Below are 18,477 nucleotides of genomic sequence, written 5' to 3' on the forward strand. Positions count from 1 at the left end.
CTTAGAACTTAGAACTTAGAACTTAGAACTTAGAACTTAGTCCCTTCCGAGCATCCTCCGAAACATGAATACTAACTTCAACCTCATTAGATCATTTATTTTTTTAAAATCGACGTCCAGCAGCTCACTAAGCTTCTCGATCCGGTAGGTAGCCGTGTTTCGATGAATAAACAGTTTCTTAGCCGTCTCATTAACATGACCATCGTTCTCTAGATAAACTTCCAGCGTCCGCAGCATTTCCCTGACATACTCCGGTTCTCGGTTAAGCAACCCTCTAAGACTTCCATTACAATATTTCTCCATAACCTCTGCCGGAATTTGCCCGAGTAGCAGGTTAAGCTCAAGCTGCCGGTAATGCACAACATTCCCTTTTACTCCCCCGCCCTGAAGCATTCCCATACAATCCTTTACCTCCGCAAAAGCCTCCTTCAGCCCCTCCGGCTTCGCTTTACAACTGCTTATCGCAGCTCGCGGATAATATCCCTTATCAAACTTCATGTTGTTAAAACAAACCTGGATTATATCCCGGAATTGTTCAGGACGCTGACGATCTCCCGGATATATAGACAAAAGTCCTTGATCTATGATCACATGAATTCCCTTTACTTCCCGTAGCCCGGGATGTTCAAGATATTCTTCTTTTAGTCTGAGCAGCTCACCTTGGCGTTCTTCCCCAGTCGCAGCTGTATCGGTCAATAAGAGAAAAAATGGTGATTGAAGCAGCTCAATCTCCAAGTCGAGAGCAGCCTGCGCCAAATCTGTGTAAGATAAATTACCGCTCAAACAACGTCTCAGCAATCCGCTAAACTCCCTGTGTTCTGCCTGTTCAAAATAATCTTCGTATCCTGAATGAATATGATATGAAATAAGTTCAGCTCCCTGAACGAACAAACTTTCTTCCATTGGGAGCAATAAAGGGTCGATGGCACAAAACAATAGATATCCGGAGCACTTCTCTCCTTGCAAAAGTGGTGTACGGTAGCCCACATGATCTCCAACACGAAAGCGCTGATTCCGTTTCTGCCACGGCCACCCCTCCAGCAGCTGTGAAGGATAGTATTCAGAGTTGTTGTAGATCACATCCCCCCGTGCGCTAACCACCACAAGTGAATGGCCAATCACTTCAGACACCGAATCAAACAACGGACGGCTGCGGACAGATCTTAGGGCGAATTGCATCAGCTTTTTCTGCTTCTCCATAATGTTCTGCAGAACGTGAGTGCTGCGGCTAAGCTCGGCGCGAAACAGACCATTCATCTGATCTGAAAAAGTAAACTCGAAAGGCAGCTGGATAAGCGGGAAGTTAAGACTCTCCGCTTCTGCAACCAGTTGCTCTGGTACTTCATCCCAAAATCGCCCCAGCTTAATGCCCAAGGCCGAAGATCCCCGGCGATTCAAAGTCTGCAGCAAGGCAGAGGCTTCCTCCATATTGTCCTTTATCAAATAGGCTGTCGTTAGCAGCATCTCGCCTTCTTTGATCCAATCCGAGATATCGGGGGCGTCCATCACATTAATTGACTTCACAATTCGATGTTTCCCTTTAGACCCAGCGATAAGCTTCGCCTCGGACAAAGGATAAATGGACAACGCTTCTTCAACCGTAAGATGCATATGCCACCCCTCCTTATTAGGATCAATAGAACCATTTCTAATTTATAATGTTATTTTATGTAACATTATAATTAAAATGAACCGTGTTGAATAGAGGGAAGTTAAATTTTCATGATTTATATGTTAATAAACATAACATAAAACGAACATGGATCATGAATTATGAATTATTGAACTTTAGCTCATATCGTTCATGTGAACTGTATAAGGGGATTGGAAAATAGTAGGTGGAGTTGAGGGAGGGCTTTCGAGTAAAAACAAGTTTTTACGGGTTCAACTTGGGAGCTGATGGGAGGGAATGCTCGCGCCATTCGAATTGGCCATCGGATCGAAGTCGCAGGCACACCAGCGCTGCAAGACGGGGAATTGAGCAGTGTAGAAGATCCGTACGAGCAGAGATAATACCACCCCACTATAGCTGTGGCGGAGGTACAAGCTCTTACCGGTAGAGGTGAAAGGCACTTTTGCCCTTCTTTTTGACTACATAGGCGTCTTCGCCACATTCTGCGGGATTTATACTGTTCTTTTTAGTTACTTATGCTACTTTCCTGGGTTCTACGGGATTTATACCGTTCTTTTCAGCTACTTGAGCCATTTCCCCGGATTCTGCGGGATTTATACCGTTCTTTTTAACTACTTAAGCACTTCCCCCGATTGTCTGCGGGATTTATACCGTCCTTTTTAGCTACTTGTGCCACTTTCCTGGATTCTACGGGATTTATACTGTACTTGCTACTTTCCTGGGTTCTACGGGATTTATACCGTTCTTTTCAGCTACTTGAGCCATTTCCCCGGATTCTGCGGGATTTATACCGTTCTTTTTAGTTACTTATGCCACTTTCCCAGATTCTGCGGGATTTATACCGTTCTTTTTAGCTACTTGGGCCACTTTCCCAGATTCTGCGGGATTTATACCGTTCTTTTTAGCTACTTGTGCCACTTTCCTGGATTCTACGGGATTTATACTGTACTTTTTAGTTACTTGAGCCATTTCCCCGGATTCTGCGGGAGTTATAACGTTCTTTTTAGCTACTTGGGCCACTTTCCCAGATTTCTACGGGATTTATACTGTACTTTTTAGCTACTTGAGCCATTTCCCCAGATTCTGCGGGATTTATACTGTACTTTTTAGTTACTTGAGCCATTTCCCCGGATTCTGCGGGATTTATACCGTTCTTTTTAGCTACTTGGGCCACTTTCCCAGATTCTGCGGGATTTATACCGTTCTTTTTGGACCTCTGTCAAGAAAGTGGACAGTCACGCAACAGACATTCTAGTCAATTGCTCAGCAAAACGAACTGGAGAAAGATACCCCAGCGCGCCATGCATTCGCTTGCGGTTATAGTAAAACTCAATATATTGAAAAAGTGTCTGGTAGGCTTGCTCCTTAGTTTTGAATCGTGGATTACAATAAATGAGCTCCTTTTTCAAAATGCTGTGCCACGACTCGATACAGGCGTTATCATAACAGTTACCTCTGCGGCTCATGCTGGACTCCATGCCATACGCTTTCAACTGCTTCGTGTATTCATGAGAAGTATATTGAGAACCTCTATCGGAGTGATGTAATAGACCCTTTTCCGGTTGTTTAGCTTCGTAAGCATCTTGTAAGGCGCCCGAAATCAAGCTAGTTTCCATATGGTTCTCCAAGCGCCACCCCACGATTTCACGCGTGCAAAGGTCCATCACACTAGCCAGGTACAAGCGCCCTCCCCGGCAAGGAATGTATGTAATGTCGGTAACCCATACTGAATTGGGTTTGAGTATTTTAAATTGCTGGTTCAGCGTATTTGGGGCAATCGGATGGTCATGATTGGAGTCGGTGGTCTGTACGCGATACGTTTTGGAGACAATGGAGCGAAGCTTCATATGTCGCATGTACACACTCACCGTGCGTTCGGTAACGGTATAACCTTCTTGATGCAACAGGCGGGTGATCTTCGGACTCCCATACCGCTTTTGATGGTCTGCAAAATGATACTGAATTCGCTTCATTATCGCAGCCTTACGAAGCATATGCGTACTGTTTTTTTCTGTCCGCCACTTGTAGTACCCGCTCCGTGACACATGTAGGGTCATGCACATCTTCTCCAAGAGAAACTCGGAGCGATGTTTTTCAATAAACTGGAATCTCAGTTCCTTGGTTTGCTGAAGATGTGCACTGCTTTTTTTACGATCGCTAATTCCTCTTCCACATCGGCAATCTTGTTATCTTTTTCTTGAAGTTGACGTTTCATTTCTTTCAACTGTGCCTCGAGTTCCCGTACTCGATCCAAGCTAGCTGCCGGTTCATTTTTTAGTTCTCGATACTGGCTCATCCATTGATGCAGGGTACTTTTTGGGATGTTGAGCTCTTCCGCCAAGTCGCCCACTGTCTTTGTTTGCTCTTGAATGAACTGCACTGTCTGTTTTTTAAATTCTTCGTTATACCGTTGTCGATGTTCTCCCATGTGAACACACCTCCGTGGACTCATTATCGCCAGTCTGTTAACTACTGTCCACTTTTTATTCTAGCTTCATTTTAGCTACTTGGGCCACTTTCCCAGATTCTGCGGGATTTATACCGTTCTTTTTAGCTACTTGGGCCACTTTCCCAGATTTCTACGGGATTTATACCGTTCTTTTTAGCTACTTGGGCCACTTTCCCAGATTTCTACGGGATTTATACCGTTCTTTTTAGCTACTTGTGCCATTTCCCCGATTTCTACGGGATTTATACTGTACTTTTTAGTTACTTGAGCCATTTCCCCGGATTCTGCGGGATTTATACCGTTCTTTTTAGTTACTTAAGCACTTCCCCCGATTTCTGCGGGATTTATACCGTTCTTTTCTCTCCAGCGACGTATTCACTTAAATCTACTGGTCTTATACCACACAATCGAGCGCTGAATTAATCTTTTTCACTCTACCACTCCACTATTGAGCCAACTTAAGCTACCTTAGTTTTTAAAGCAACTCCACTGGGCTCCCCGGTGTAAATAAACTAAGAGTAGGAGGGAATGACATGCGTATTTCGTTAATTTGTGAATCAATAAGTGAGTGTGGCGTTAGAGTGTATTTCTAGAGTGTAATCCTAGAGTGTAATCCTATAGTGTATTCCCAGAGTGTATTGCTAGAGTGTAACCCTAAAGCGTCTTCCTAGAATGTATTTCTAGAGTGTATTCCAAGAGAGTAATGGAGGAGTATCGGTTAACAGTAACTAGAAATGTAACTAGAAAAGTGTCAAGATATGTTGTTCGTAGCTACGGTCTGTTTAGTATCGCTGCTTTTTCAAGACCACTGCACTCAGCCTCTCAAGACTGCTGCCACACTTCATTCACCCAAGAGAGTAACCGGAGATCCTGACCATGTCCGGCAATAACGGATAATCCCAGTGGCAATCCACTTGTGGAGAGCATAGGTAATGTTACCTGAGGCAAACCCGCCAACCCAGCTATGCAACTCAACATCATCGCACCACTACGATTCACCTCCAATTGGCGCAAATCCCCTCCACGCAGCGGCGCTGGTCCCGGAACTGTCGGAATCACAAGACAATTGTCCTCTCCTAGCAGCAGGCGCAAATGATTAGAAATCTCTTTTTGCTTACATTGTGCAACGCTATGATCCTCTTCCGCCAAACTGGCAGCCCACGAGAATCGCGCTGCAATATCAGGCCCAAAGACTGGTTTCTCGTTCTCAATCCAAACGCCATGAGTTTCCCAAATTTCATTCCCCTGCAATTCTCTAAAAACATCCATCCAGACCCTTAACCCCTCCAAAGCAATTTCTATCTCCATGAGATGATCTGCCCCGGATCGCAAACAACTTAATCCCTCCGATAAAATAGCTGCATTCTCCAGATTAACCAAAGCCCAGCAGTCAGTAGCAACAAATAAAGTACCCATTTTATTTTTGTCTTCCATATTCTTTTTTACCTTGTTTTCCGGGCCAATCTCTAAAATTTTCTCCGTACTCTTCTCAGCACTCTTCTCAATACGTTTCTCCAAAATCGTTTCTAAACTTTCCTTCTGGCTCTTTTCTAAATTATTTTTATCAGTCTTCACCATGTCTCCCTCTAAGTTGTTCTTCAAATTTTCCAATACATTCTTCTCTATGCTCTTCCCTACAGTTTCTTCTAGACTACTTCCTATTTTCTTCGACGTCTTCACAGATGTACTCCCAGCCACAAGTAACACTTCCCCTACCTTCTGGAGCACATCCAAGCGATCCGACACCCAGCCAACTGTATCAAAAGCCGGAGATAATGGAATAACACCTTGAAAATCCACAGCTCCATGCGTTGGCCGGAAGCCATATACTCCGCAATAAGAGGAAGGTACTCGAATTGAGCCACCGGTATCTGTTCCGAGCGCAAAATCAACACTACCAGAAGCTACCGCTACTGCCGAACCACTTGAAGATCCGCCTGGGATACGACCTACAGCACGCGGATTAATCGGCGTTCCATAATGATGGTTCTCGCCGCCCAGACTATACATCAGCTCATCCGTATGGGCAGCACCACGAAGTGTAGCACCCGACAACAGTAAACGATGTACAGCCACCGCATGCTCCGTGGACGGATGGTGGCTACGCAGCCAATCAGGATTACCTGCAGAAGAGCTGTGTCCAGCTACAGCAAATACATCTTTTACTGCAAAGGTCAGTCCATCCAATATCCCGCTTCCTAAACTCTCAACCGTAAGCTCAGGATCTATAAACGCACCATACCGATTATCCAAAACCATAATTCCCCTCCTCCCCAGACCATTACTTTTACAATCCTTCCATCAGCCTTTCGGATCCCACGCTTCTCCTACGATTCCTCCAGCGTTCCTTCCAATTCCTCATCTTTCCTCCTACGACCCATCAGCAGCTTTTCCATCCATCATTCCACCTACGATTCTTCCATCAGCCTTTCGGATCCCACACCATCCCGCCTTCGATTCCTCCAGCAGTCCTTCCAATTCTCCATCTTTCCTCCTACGACCCCATCAGCAGCTTTTCCATCCATCATTCCACCTACGATTCCTTCAGAGTCCTTCCAATCCTTCCATCACACCTATACCTACCACCCAATCGCCGCACCATCGCAGCGTCGGTCCGTTCCCCCACTGCGGTATCCATTGTCATCTATCGAAATCATGTGAGCGTGACCCATAATCCCATCATAGTCATCTACTTTCCGGACAATATGACCGGCTGCGGCCAAATCTGCCAGCACCTCATCAGCTACCCTGCTCTCCACCTTTAGCTCTTGCGTAGGCTCCCCCCACGTTCTCCCCCACACAAAACGCGGCTCATTCACAGCCGTTTGTGGATTCATGCCATAATGCAGCATCCGTGTGAGCAGCAGGGTTTGAGTCTGTGGTTGACCTTCGCCACCTTGCGTCCCGTACAGAATCGCAGGTTTGCCCTCGCGGCAGGCCATCGCTGGCATCAGTGTGTGGAAGCTGCGCTTATGCGGCTCAAGCGTATTGATGTGCCCGGGGTCCAGCGAAAAAAACGAACCTCGATTCTGCAGCAGAATCCCAGTATCCCCAGCGGCCACGCCCGAACCAAATTCAAAATACAGACTCTGAATAAAAGAGACCGCATTCCCGTCCTCATCCACAACCGCAGCATAAGCTGTATCACTGCCGATAGGCTGACTTGTCAGTTGTGCAGCTTTTTGCATCGAGATGGTAGACGCTAATTGTCCTGCATAACGTTTATCCAGCAGCTGCTCCAAAGGAATAGCACTAAAATCCGGATCTGTAAGCACCCTATCCCGATCGCGGAAGCTTAGCTTCAACGCTTCAACAAGCAGGTGATAATATTCATACGAACCATGCCCGATTGCTTCAAAATTGTAATGTTCCAATAAATTAAGACTCATTAGTCCAGTGAAACCTTGAGAATTAGGCGGCACTTGATATACCGTATGCCCGTGATAATCCGTATGAATCGGCTCGACCCAATCCCCCTGATGATCCGCAAAGTCATCCCGAGTCAAATACCCGCCAGTTGCCAGCATATAGTCACAGATGTCCTCCGCAATCTTCCCCTTATAAAAAGCATCCCGCCCACCCGCCGCCAATGTCCGCAGGGTGGCCGCCAGCTGTTTTTGCTGGAATCGCGATCCAGCACAAGGAATCACGCCGCCTGGCGTGTAAATCGCTGCCGCCTCCGGCGACAGCGCAGAGCCCGCAACAGCCGTGTTATTCCGCTGATCCGGCGACAGCGGAAATCCCTCCAAAGCATAACCAATGGCAGGCTCCAGTACCTCCGCCAGCATAAAGCGGCCATACTTACTCAGTATGGCATCCCAACTGTCCGCCATCCCCGGCACCGTAATGGCGCTGCGAATCCCCCGCCGCGGGATGAAAGCTTCCCCGGCATAGCTGCTTCTGCGGACTCCGTACCCGGAGCGCCCGCTTCCGTTATAGGCCCGAACACGCGCCTCTTGCGTGTTATAGGTCAACCAAAAGGAATCTCCGCCTAGCCCCGTCATATGCGGATATACAACAGCTAGTGTCGCACTGATCGCCACCGCTGCATCAAAGGCATTACCCCCTTTTTCCAACATACGTGCACCAGCAGCCGAGGCTAAATAATGGGGGCTAACTACCATAGTTTTTGTGCCTATTACGGGTTTCTCCGCCATGTTCCGTCCCCCTATCTTTTACGGGTTTCTCCGCTCCGCCATGCCCTTCCCTCTATGTTTTTCGGGTTTCTTCCCCATGCCATTCCTCTACGTTTTACGGGTTTCTCCCCTCCACCATGCCCATCCCCTATGTTTTACGGGTTTTTCCGCCATGTCCCAACTCCTTATTTTTTGCGGCGGGTTTCTTCAACATATTCAATCTTCCTATCTTTTGCGGCAGGTTCCTCTGCGAGCCCCCTATAACTTCTGACTTAATTAGTGTCATTTAACATTACACGAAAATCCTTTGTCAATCGGTTACGCTGAAACGCAAAATAAACCTCTTCTTTTTGTGAGCTATGCACAAATAAGAGGTCATCTTTGTTTAACCTTGTAGATTCACGCCTACGAATATTATAAAATCATTTTAATTACAGGGAGCCGCATACTGCCATGGCGTACTACCGTCACCTTTTGCCGCCATATGGCTGTCTATCTCGGTTATGTCTCTAACCTATTTCCTCCAATAGCTACCTATCACGAATATGTCTAGTCACCTTTTGCACCCAATGACTACCCATCTCGAATATGTTTAGTGACCTTTTGCCACCAATGGCTACCTATCTCAAATATGTATAGCTGCATCTAACCTTAGTAATCTTAGCCACTTTTAGAGGGGGGCTTGTGCTTTGAAACACCGAATAAACAATTTATTTTAAAATATATTGCGATAACACGGCCTGCACCTCGTAAATATTTACGGATTTATTGAAGGTCTTCTTCACCGGAAGCGTGCTGCTGGAAATGTAGATACATAGCTCCGCATCCAGGTCAAAATGCCCTGCCGTCTCCACGGAATAATGCGAGATGCTTTTGTAAGGGATCGAATGATATTCTGTTTTCTTGCCCGTCAGACCTTGTTTATCCACCAGAATAAGCCGCTTGTCCGTAAAAATGAACATATCTCTAATCAGCTTATAGGCGCGTTCGATTTTCTCCTGAGGAGCAAGAATTTGTGCGTATTCCCGCTGGACCTCCGTAAGATTTACTTGTGATGCATTGCCCATTAATCCGTCAAAAAGTGCCATATCTCTTCCTCTTTTCATCCGTTAAATTTAGCCACTTGCCCCCCACTACAGAACCATATTATTCTATTTTTCATATTCTATGCTGTGTAAAAATACTCTCTGACATCTTTTTACTTGCTTATTTTCTGATTTTTGATTACACTGTCATTAAATTTACTAAGAGAGGGGTGTGGAAGGAATGGATCACAATTGGACCAACAGTGTTATGAGTCGGCTACCTAAAGCGATAGCTGGCATTGCTCATGTAAATGGCGATAACGGGAGAAGTCTGTCCATTTGTATGAATTTAATAACACTACACAATTGTGAAATGCCTTTCCTGCCATCACCCGGACGGATCAGTTAACCGGAGAATGATAAGGCCGTGGGGAAATTTCCCTACGGTCTTTTTTTATGGTTTTTTACAGGATTTCGGAGCCATTTAGGGTACTGGCGGTGCGAAGGGCATTCTTAAAGGAGAATATATATGATCATCCAATGCCAAAATGTTCAAAAATACCACGGGGCACAACTCGTGCTGAATAGCATTACCTTCGATATCCGCCAAGGGGAAAAAATCGGCCTGATCGGCCGCAACGGCTGTGGCAAAACGACACTATTCCACCTGCTGAACGGGGAGGAACGCCCCGATGAAGGGCAAATCTCAATACGCAAAGGCAGCGTAGTAGGTCTGTTAGCTCAAATTCAAGAAGTTAACGAAAAAGAAACCGTATATGATGTTCTGCAGCGCAGCTTTGCCGAACCTTTGCAATGGCAGCACCGCCTGCGGGAGCTTGAGCTGGAAATGTCCAGCTTTAACAGCGGAACGGATGAAACCCTCTGGAATCGGCTGCTGAAAGAATATGGCAGCTTGCAGGATAAGTTCGAGGCCGCCGGAGGTTACGAGATCGAATCCTCTATTCAGCGCGTAGCCTCGGGTCTCGGGATTGGAACCGGACAATACAGCCGATTGTTCGCCTCTCTTTCAGGAGGAGAAAAAACAAAAGTCGGACTTGCGGAGCTGCTGCTGCGCCGTCCAGACATCCTTCTATTGGATGAACCAACCAATCATCTCGATATGAACGCCATTGAATGGTTGGAGCAATTTTTACAGAGTTATGATGGAACAGTGCTTGCGATCTCCCATGACCGTTACTTTCTGGACGCTGTAGTCAAGAAAGTGATCGAGATTGAGGATGGCGAGGCCTTTACCTTCCATACCAACTACAGCGGCTACCAAGTGGAGAAGGAAACACGACTTCTTCAACAATTTGCCGATTATCAAGAGCAGCAGAAAAAAATAAAACAAATGCAGGAAAGCATCAAACGTCTCATTGAATTTGGCAATCGCGGGACACCTCCTAACCCTTCCTTTTACCGGAGAGCAGCATCCATGCAAAAAGCACTGGATCGTATGGTGAAGGTTAAACGTCCTATTTTGGAGCGCAAATCGATGGATTTGCAGCTACAGCAAAATGACCGTTCCGGTAATCAGGTTGTCATTTTGGAGGATATCGGAAAAGCATATGGTCAGCGAAGCCTTTTCGCAGAGGCAAACGAAGTACTTCGCTACGGAGAGACTACGGCACTCATCGGCGGTAACGGGGCAGGTAAAAGTACACTTTTAAGAATTATTTTAGGGCAGGAAACCCCGGACAGCGGAAGCTGTACACTCGGCTCAAGAACTGTGGTCGGCTACCTCGCACAAGAGGCTGTTCCTGAAAATAACAAACAGTCTGTACTCCGCTACTTCCGCGAAGAAGCTGGACTTGAAGAAGGTGAAGCACGCGGGCAGCTTGCACGTTTCCTATTTTATGGTCCCGATGTATTCAAAGACATTACGAATCTGTCCGGTGGTGAATGGACCCGCCTGCGTTTCGCTGTACTAATGCATCGCAAGCCAAATCTGCTGATTCTGGATGAGCCGACCAATCATCTGGACATAGATTCTCGTGAAGCACTCGAAGAAGCATTAGAGGAATTTCCAGGCACGGTTCTGGCGGTATCTCATGACCGTTATTTCATCAATCGCCTATTTCACAAACTATGGTCCATTGAAGACGGGCGGTTTGGAGTGTTCAACGGAAACTATGAATATTACAAGGAAAAACAAGCTGAAAAGGCATTACTAGCTCCCTCTTTTGCGGATCAAGCTAAACCTGTCTCTGCAGAACGAACAAGTTCACGCCCTGATAAGCCTCAATCTAACGATTCAGGGAAAGAAACCAACGCTAAATCCACCAGTTCCCGTAGGAAAAACACCACCTTCGACTGGGAAACGGCCATTGCAGAGGTAGAGGAACGCCTTGGCGTGATCGATGCTAAGATGTTAGATCCCCTGATCAGCAGCGATGCAGCTGAACTTGCTGAGCTGCAACAAGAACGTGATGCGATACAGGAGCAGTTGGATGAGCTCTATACAGGATGGATGGAGACAACTGGTCTATAGAATAGATTGATCTATAAGGAGATGAGCATATGAGCAACAAAGAGAAGATTAAGTTATTGTGGAAAGAATACACCCAGCTTCATCCACAAACAGCGGATAACTATGACGCCTGGGCCTTTGGTGACAGTCCCCAGATGGCCGATGAACTGCTCGATCTGGTGATTCGTGGGATCAAGACAGGAACTGCTTCAAATTATGATATATTTGAAACTTGTGACGAGACGTTTCCGCAAGTTGGCGGTCACAGTATCGTGCTGGATGGATCTGGTGATCCGCGGGCAATAATTGTTACTACAGATGTACAAATTATACCTTTTGATGAGGTTAGCGCTGAGTTTGCCTATACTGAAGGAGAAGGTGACCGGACGCTTAAGTCATGGCGTCATGATCATGAGCAGTTCTTCACCAGAGAATCCTTAAAATTCTTAAACAAACCCTTTGATCCAAAGATGAAAGTTGTTTGTGAGAACTTTAGAGTGGTATATACAAAAGACTAAGATCTTCAGAAAACGCAAAAGGCTGTCTCTTCCACAAGGAAGGGACAGCCTTTTGTGTATACTATAAAATCAACAGAATTAGATCCTCATTAATTTATGGTTTAGTGCCAAAATCCCAAAATCCAGCCAATAACAGAGATCCATAACGGAATGCTGATTAAAATACCCCAAACCAGCCCAGTGGCAATATTGCCTTCTGCAGGACGCACCACATTTTCCTGTTTCAATGGAATGCTCAATTCTTCTTGTTCCATGCGATCCCCTCCTAAAATATCTTATCGTCACAGTAGAGGAAAAAATGTAGACCGCTCGACCCAAAAAATTAAAATTTTGAATTTTGGTAGATATAAAGGCTCAGCGGCCAAACCGTTGTAAGTGCTTACATATTAGTTATTAACCAAATTTTGAATAATTCAAAACTTAAATTTGCGGAAGTCATACAGTATATGCAGATTCTTAGTCCAATATTACTACTTTTTCCGGATTTCGTAAATATTCAAACATCGTCCGAATCTGTGCCTCTGTATTCCGCTCTGCTGAAAGCTCAGGCAGCTTATCTTCAGCAAAAAACGAAACTTCGCTTGTCTCTACCCCTTCCATTGCCTCTCCGCCCACGATGCGGCATAAAATAAAGAACTTGTACACGTGATAAGGCTCCGGCGGATGGCTATGAAATTTCTTATCCAGTACAGCCAGTAAGCGAACTGCTTCTGCCTCAAAACCCGATTCCTCTTTGATTTCTTTCACAACAACTTCGCTCGGCGACAGTCCAATGTCCCCCCAGCCACCAGGAAGCGCCCAATTCCCGTCCAACTTCTCGCGAACAAGTAGAATTTTATCCTCCCGGAATACAACACCACGGACATCAACTTTTGGGGTAGCATAACCCCCTTCACCCGCAAAGGAGAGTCTAATTCTCTCCTTGCTTTCGAAGGTATAATTAGCGAGGATATCTACACTGAGCTCCCGCAAAGCTTGATACCGTTCTATATCATAAACATCCTTAGCATAAGTTAATCCAGTCTGTGCGATGGCCTGAATTTCTTTGGCCCACGTTAACCATTTCTGCTCCATTGCTGCACCCCTTTTTCGGTACCTTGATTAGGATTACTGGCAAAGCATTAAATGACGCGAGAAGGCTCCTTTTTTAGCTTCACAACGGTCTATGATTGTAAATCCAGCTTCAGTGATCATCTCGTCCATCGGTTCAATCGCAACGATAACCACCCGATCTGCAATCCGGCGCGCATTCACTAGAATCGCGAACTGCTCCTCAGGTGTAATACTAGAATATAGATTATATGGCATATCTACAATGGCTACATCGTAATGATCAGTGATATCCGCAATATCCCCGAGCGTAACCTCACTGGTGAATCCAAAATGGGCAATATTTGTTCTCGCACCGATAGCAATCATAGGGTTAATATCACGTCCAACCATATCGATTCCCATTGACAAGGCTTCTACCATTACAGTTCCAATACCGCAGCAAGGATCTATAGCACGTATACCTTCAGGATTCGGAATAGCCATATTAACCGCGGCACGGGCAACACGTGTACTAAGCGCGATAGAATAGCTGCGTGGCTTCTTCATTTGGCGGAACCAAGTTGCCTTGTTTTTATGATAAGATCCGAAGTACCAGCGTCCACCCAGCGTAACAATGCCGTATACCAGCTCCGGATGGTTAACATCCGCTTCTCCTTCAATCCGCAACCCAATTTCCCGCTCGATCACTCTGCGCTCATCATACTCTATTTTGTCTGCAGGGCCCAGATCGTTGGTCTTCACAAAAATAACCTTAAACGTCTTGCCGCCAAGCTCCACCTGCTCCGTTTGATCATAAATCTCAGGCAGACTGTCCCCTTCATACATTACATCTATCCGCTCTTTAATGAAGGGACTGCGGCTGACATCCACCTCAACCTCACTCTTAAAAAGAACAGTCGGCACCTGCTCGCCAAAAAGACATCGCAGCTCCATCTGACACAGCGATAACTCGTCCTCTGAACAGGTGTAAGTATAAATAAATGTGTTTGTTCCACTTTCCTTATGCAATATAATCCATCCTCTATCCCAGTGAATTGTTCTGCTGTCTTGTTACTCCTGTGTGTCGTGCTGGTGGTCATAATCTATACGCGCTTTGGCGATCTTCCCATTGTTTTTGTTGACCCAGTCCACAAGCGAGGTTAAAGGTCCCAACAATGATTCTCCTATGCTCGTCAGACCGTATTCCACAGTCAATGGGACTGTAGGCGTCGCTTTACGCCAAACTAATCCATCCCGTTCCAAATGGCGCAGGGTCTGGGTCAGCATCCGTTGTGATATCCCTCCAGAGCGCCTTTGCAACTCTTTGAACCGCAAAGCTTCAGCACCTAAATTGACTATGATCAGTACACTCCATTTATCTCCGACCCTATCCAGAATCTGGCGGGTAATGGAGCAATCCTCCAGCATCGGCATGAACCGGGTGGGTTCTTCCTTTGAATGTTCCAACTGTGGTTACCTCCATGTAACTTAAGCATGTAATAGTGCCTTCTTGTCCCTCAAGCCTATTCAGCTTATCATGGTTACTGTTAGTAATCAACAACCGGAAAGGAACTAATAAATCATGAAAAAGACCATTGCCATCATAGGTGCTGGACCCGGCTTAGGACTCTCAATCGCCAAAAAATTCGGAGCCAACGGATTTCAAGTGGCATTAATCTCTCGAAATGAAGAGAAGCTGAACACCCTTGTTCAGGAACTGCAAGCACTGAATATCGAGGCTGCTGCTTTTCCTGCCGACGTATACAATAAAGAACAAGTAGCCACAGCCTTCGATAATATCAAGAAAAAATACGGCTTTATCGATGTGCTCGAGTTCAGCCCGACAAGTGGAAATTACCCTCCTACTCCTGCTTCACAAGTAACAGAAGAAAATGCACAGGATGCCTTTCAGGCACTGGTTGTAGCCGCTATCCGCAGCGTAGCACAGGTCTTGCCTGAGATGCTGGAGAAACGCAGCGGCGCACTGCTGTTCACAACCGGATTGTCCTCCATCTATCCCATGCAGATGATGGGTAATGTAGGCATTGCGCTTAGCGGATTAAGAAACTACGCACTTAACCTGCATGCAGATTTGGCTCCACAAGGAATCTATGTAGGTCATTTAGCACTTGGTGTATTCATTAAACCCGGCACCGCTACAGATCCAGGACTCATCGCTGATGTTTGGTATGAGATGTATATGAACAAAAGCAAAGCTGAGGATACTTTTCCCCAAGGTGTGACACCGGCTACAATCATCTGGTGAGAGGTTTGCCCCATCGCTTTTGATCCATAGTGAGTTCTCCAGTATAATGGTTCCTATAGAATGCTAAACAAGACGGTCACGCATGGCCAATAAGCTTATGCCCAGGCGCTTACAAAGCCGGTTTTGCGCAGCAAAACTTAAGGAGGTACATACTCACTATGTCATACGAAACGTATTTTTCAACCCACCGGGATGAACATCTCGAAGAACTAAAACAATGGCTCAGAATTCCAAGTATTTCTGCCTTATCTGAACATAAGGACGATGTACTGAAGGCAGCCCATTGGCTGACAGACACCCTGAAAAAAGCCGGACTTGAGAACATTGAGTTGCATCCGACAGCGGGACATCCCGTTATATATGCCGATTATCTTCATGCTCCAGGCAAACCAACTATTCTCGTGTATGGTCACTACGATGTACAACCAGTAGATCCATTAAACCTATGGACCACACCTCCATTTGAACCAGAGATTCGTGATGGCAAGCTTTATGCACGCGGAGCAACAGATGACAAAGGACAAGTATTCGTTCACCTCAAAGCCATTGAGGCGATCCTGAAACAAGAAGGTACTCTTCCTGTGAATCTCAAGCTTTGCATCGAAGGTGAAGAAGAAATCGGCAGTGTGAATCTGCCTCCGTTCCTTGAAGCCAATAAAGAAAAGCTCGCTGCGGATGCGGTGTTAGTCTCCGATACATCCCTATTGGAACGCGGTCGTCCTGCCATCTGCACTGGGCTACGTGGTCTAGCTTCCCTTGAAGTTGATGTAACTACCGCTTTGACAGACCTGCACTCTGGTTCTTACGGCGGTGGCGTTCCGAATGCATTGCATGCCCTAGTATCTTTGCTAAGCTCGCTTCATGACGACAAAGGACGCGTATCTGTAGACGGATTCTATGATGGCGTTCCTGAACTTTCCCCAATGCTGCGGGAAGAATTCGTGAAGCAAGGTGTGAATGAAGATAAAATCCGCGAAGGTCTTGGATTGGAATCGTTATACGGAGAAGAAGGTTATTCCTTTGTAGAACGGATTGGCGCTCGTCCTACGCTTGAGCTTAACGGCGTATACGGCGGTTTCCAAGGGGAAGGCAGTAAGACGGTTATCCCTAAAGAAGCACATGCGAAGATTACCTGCCGCTTAGTTGGCGATCAGGATCCACAGCATATCCTCGATGCCGTTGAAGCACATCTGAAGGCTAATATTCAGACCGGAGCGAAAGTGCATGTTAAGCAAATGGAGAAGGCACGTGCCTTTAACATCGATCCGTCGAATCCTATTCTGCAAACTGCAGCAGACGCATATGGAAAAGTATATGGAACCCGTGCCCTCTTCACCAAAGACGGCGGCTCCATTCCGATCATGGAGAGCTTCTCCCGTGTGCTGGAAGCACCTGTCGTTCTGATGGGCTTTGGTCTCGATGATGAGAACCTGCATGCACCGGATGAGCATTTCAACCTGGAGAACTTCGACAAGGGATTACTCACCATTGTTGAGTTCCTAAAGACTGTTTAAGATACACAAGCTACAAACAAATAAAGCCAGGTTCCCTAAGTTGGGAGCCTGGCTTTTTAGTATGCGGCCAAACAAAAGAGCATCATTGCTTAGTCCATTTATAAAACCACCATACCATTGCTATCACCATTATTATTAAAAGAAAAATCAGGCTTTTAACTGAGCTACTTATTATTAAAGGTCTTAAATAAGCGATCATTATCCGTCCCCCATATAGAATGAATATAAAAGAGATATAATCACCATATCACTTAATACAAAATATTGAAATAGCAGAGAAACTCTGTGAGTAATCACCATTATTACCCTTCATGTAATACCGGTTTGTTAGCTAACTGTTCATGTTCGGGTTCAATGTGAATCAACACCTGGGCACGTTCAAATATGCCTTGAATGGCTTGTTCAATTTCGTCGCATAATTGATGCGCAGTAGCAACACTCATTTTAGAAGGAATCACAAGGTGAAAGTCGACATACTCTTCTGGACCAGATCGGCGGGTACGAAAATCATGAAATTCAATATATCGCCCTTGAAATAACTTTATGACATGTAATATTTCATTTTCTTCTGCCTCAGTTAATCGTGCATCCAACAGCGGAGGAAATGACTCCTTTAGAAGCTTATAGGCTTCACCCATAATATACAGAGCCAACACAATCCCAATGACAGGGTCGAGTATCGTCCATCCAGTGAGGGTAACCAATAATAAACTGAATGCAACACCCAAAGAGGTGAAAACATCCGTAAGCAAATGCAGAGCATTCGATTTCATAGCCACAGAGTGAAGTTCGTCTGCCTTCTTTTTAACCTTGCGTGAAACCATATAATTGATCCCCGCTCCGACCACCATCACAATAATGCCCAAAAAGGGAAGTTCGATCGCGGTTGGATTCATTATTTTATGAACACACTCATCTATAATCCAGAATCCAGCTACAAAAATAAGCAACGTTTCAATCGTCCCTGAGATATTCTCCACTTTGCCATGACCATAAGGATGAGTTTTATCCGCAGAACGACTTGACCATCGGACCGAGAAAAAAGCAATCAACGAAGCAACTAAATCTAAGGAGGAGTGGATCGCTTCCGAGATAATTGCTACTGAACCTGTAAGTACTCCGACTATAAGCTTTAAAGAAACGATAAATGTATTGCTAAGTACAGATAGGAACGCAATCTTTGCACCATTCAAAATTTTCACAACCTTTTCTTAAAAGTACGCTATATTAAAGTTTTTCCATTAGGCAAATAGTATAAACAAAAAAAATCCCACCAACCAATATAGGCTGATGGGATATAAAAAAACCCTTGCATCGCAAGGATTTGGAAGTTTGAATTATGGAGCGGGTGATGGGAATCGAACCCACGCTATCAGCTTGGAAGGCTGAAGTTCTACCATTGAACTACACCCGCACTAGAAAGTGAATACAAGA

At 45.6% G+C, this 18,477-nt stretch carries 17 protein-coding genes and 1 tRNA gene; 5 read left to right on the forward strand and 13 right to left on the reverse strand.

The genetic code is table 11. The features are described from left to right. Positions 1-36: 36 nt before the first annotated feature. The 7 genes from MHH49_RS03260 to MHH49_RS03290 form a co-directional block, all read right to left on the reverse strand. On the reverse strand, positions 37-1,611 hold the full coding sequence (locus MHH49_RS03260) for a PucR family transcriptional regulator (RefSeq protein ID WP_036680042.1): 1,575 nt from the start codon (positions 1,609-1,611) through the stop codon (positions 37-39). Between the two features lie 829 nt (positions 1,612-2,440). Then, positions 2,441-2,653: a hypothetical protein gene (locus MHH49_RS03265; RefSeq protein ID WP_341137885.1), complete on the reverse strand. Its 213-nt coding sequence runs from the start codon at positions 2,651-2,653 to the stop codon at positions 2,441-2,443. A gap of 215 nt (positions 2,654-2,868) precedes the next feature. After that, a complete protein-coding gene (locus MHH49_RS03270) occupies positions 2,869-3,795 on the reverse strand; it encodes an IS3 family transposase (RefSeq protein WP_143760599.1) in 927 nt (308 codons plus the stop codon). Continuing rightward, positions 3,744-4,061, reverse strand: a complete 318-nt coding sequence (locus MHH49_RS03275; RefSeq protein ID WP_038573118.1) for a transposase — start codon at positions 4,059-4,061, stop codon at positions 3,744-3,746. The genes MHH49_RS03270 and MHH49_RS03275 overlap by 52 nt, the downstream gene beginning before the upstream one ends. Before the next feature lie 843 nt (positions 4,062-4,904). Next, positions 4,905-6,341 (reverse strand): amidase family protein, encoded by a 1,437-nt coding sequence (locus MHH49_RS03280; RefSeq protein ID WP_256717927.1) that lies wholly within the window; start codon positions 6,339-6,341, stop codon positions 4,905-4,907. 320 nt (positions 6,342-6,661) lie between these two features. Further along, the gene (gene ggt / locus MHH49_RS03285; RefSeq protein WP_076107253.1) at positions 6,662-8,239 is read right to left on the reverse strand and encodes a gamma-glutamyltransferase; all 1,578 of its coding nucleotides are present in this window, start codon (positions 8,237-8,239) and stop codon (positions 6,662-6,664) included. A gap of 689 nt (positions 8,240-8,928) precedes the next feature. Next, positions 8,929-9,306, reverse strand: a complete 378-nt coding sequence (locus MHH49_RS03290) for a PH domain-containing protein (RefSeq protein WP_036680049.1) — start codon at positions 9,304-9,306, stop codon at positions 8,929-8,931. Positions 9,307-9,484: 178 nt separating this feature from the next. Here MHH49_RS03290 and MHH49_RS03295 point away from each other — a divergent pair, with 178 nt between their 5' ends. From MHH49_RS03295 to MHH49_RS03305, 3 genes are all read left to right on the forward strand, one after another. After that, entirely contained in the window at positions 9,485-9,652 is a 168-nt protein-coding gene (locus MHH49_RS03295) for a hypothetical protein (protein ID WP_162636617.1), read from the forward strand. A gap of 120 nt (positions 9,653-9,772) precedes the next feature. Beyond that, positions 9,773-11,734: an ABC-F family ATP-binding cassette domain-containing protein gene (locus tag MHH49_RS03300; RefSeq protein ID WP_341137886.1), complete on the forward strand. Its 1,962-nt coding sequence runs from the start codon at positions 9,773-9,775 to the stop codon at positions 11,732-11,734. A gap of 29 nt (positions 11,735-11,763) precedes the next feature. After that, entirely contained in the window at positions 11,764-12,231 is a 468-nt protein-coding gene (locus MHH49_RS03305; protein ID WP_036680053.1) for an ASCH domain-containing protein, read from the forward strand. A 101-nt stretch (positions 12,232-12,332) separates the two neighbouring features. Here the strand turns inward: MHH49_RS03305 and MHH49_RS03310 are convergent, their stop codons facing one another. The 4 genes from MHH49_RS03310 to MHH49_RS03325 form a co-directional block, all read right to left on the reverse strand. Next, the gene (locus MHH49_RS03310; protein ID WP_155288093.1) at positions 12,333-12,485 is read right to left on the reverse strand and encodes a hypothetical protein; all 153 of its coding nucleotides are present in this window, start codon (positions 12,483-12,485) and stop codon (positions 12,333-12,335) included. Positions 12,486-12,687: 202 nt separating this feature from the next. After that, a complete protein-coding gene (locus MHH49_RS03315; RefSeq protein WP_036680055.1) occupies positions 12,688-13,305 on the reverse strand; it encodes an NUDIX hydrolase in 618 nt (205 codons plus the stop codon). Positions 13,306-13,338: 33 nt separating this feature from the next. Next, positions 13,339-14,292: a TRM11 family SAM-dependent methyltransferase gene (locus MHH49_RS03320; protein ID WP_036680063.1), complete on the reverse strand. Its 954-nt coding sequence runs from the start codon at positions 14,290-14,292 to the stop codon at positions 13,339-13,341. Between the two features lie 42 nt (positions 14,293-14,334). After that, positions 14,335-14,730, reverse strand: a complete 396-nt coding sequence (locus tag MHH49_RS03325) for a winged helix-turn-helix transcriptional regulator (protein ID WP_244886429.1) — start codon at positions 14,728-14,730, stop codon at positions 14,335-14,337. Positions 14,731-14,845: 115 nt separating this feature from the next. On the opposite strand from MHH49_RS03325, the gene MHH49_RS03330 reads away from it, so the two are divergent. Then, positions 14,846-15,529, forward strand: coding sequence for an SDR family NAD(P)-dependent oxidoreductase (locus MHH49_RS03330; RefSeq protein ID WP_038569235.1), 684 nt, complete (start codon positions 14,846-14,848; stop codon positions 15,527-15,529). 158 nt (positions 15,530-15,687) lie between these two features. Continuing rightward, entirely contained in the window at positions 15,688-17,043 is a 1,356-nt protein-coding gene (locus tag MHH49_RS03335; protein WP_036680069.1) for a dipeptidase, read from the forward strand. A 302-nt stretch (positions 17,044-17,345) separates the two neighbouring features. Here the strand turns inward: MHH49_RS03335 and MHH49_RS03340 are convergent, their stop codons facing one another. Then, positions 17,346-18,236 (reverse strand): cation diffusion facilitator family transporter, encoded by an 891-nt coding sequence (locus MHH49_RS03340; protein ID WP_076274973.1) that lies wholly within the window; start codon positions 18,234-18,236, stop codon positions 17,346-17,348. Positions 18,237-18,383: 147 nt separating this feature from the next. Then, a tRNA-Gly gene (locus tag MHH49_RS03345) sits at positions 18,384-18,457 on the reverse strand. Positions 18,458-18,477 lie beyond the last annotated feature (20 nt).

The organism is Paenibacillus sp. FSL F4-0122 (assembly GCF_038002845.1).
Taxonomy (GTDB): Bacteria; Bacillota; Bacilli; order Paenibacillales; family Paenibacillaceae; genus Paenibacillus_AQ; species Paenibacillus_AQ odorifer.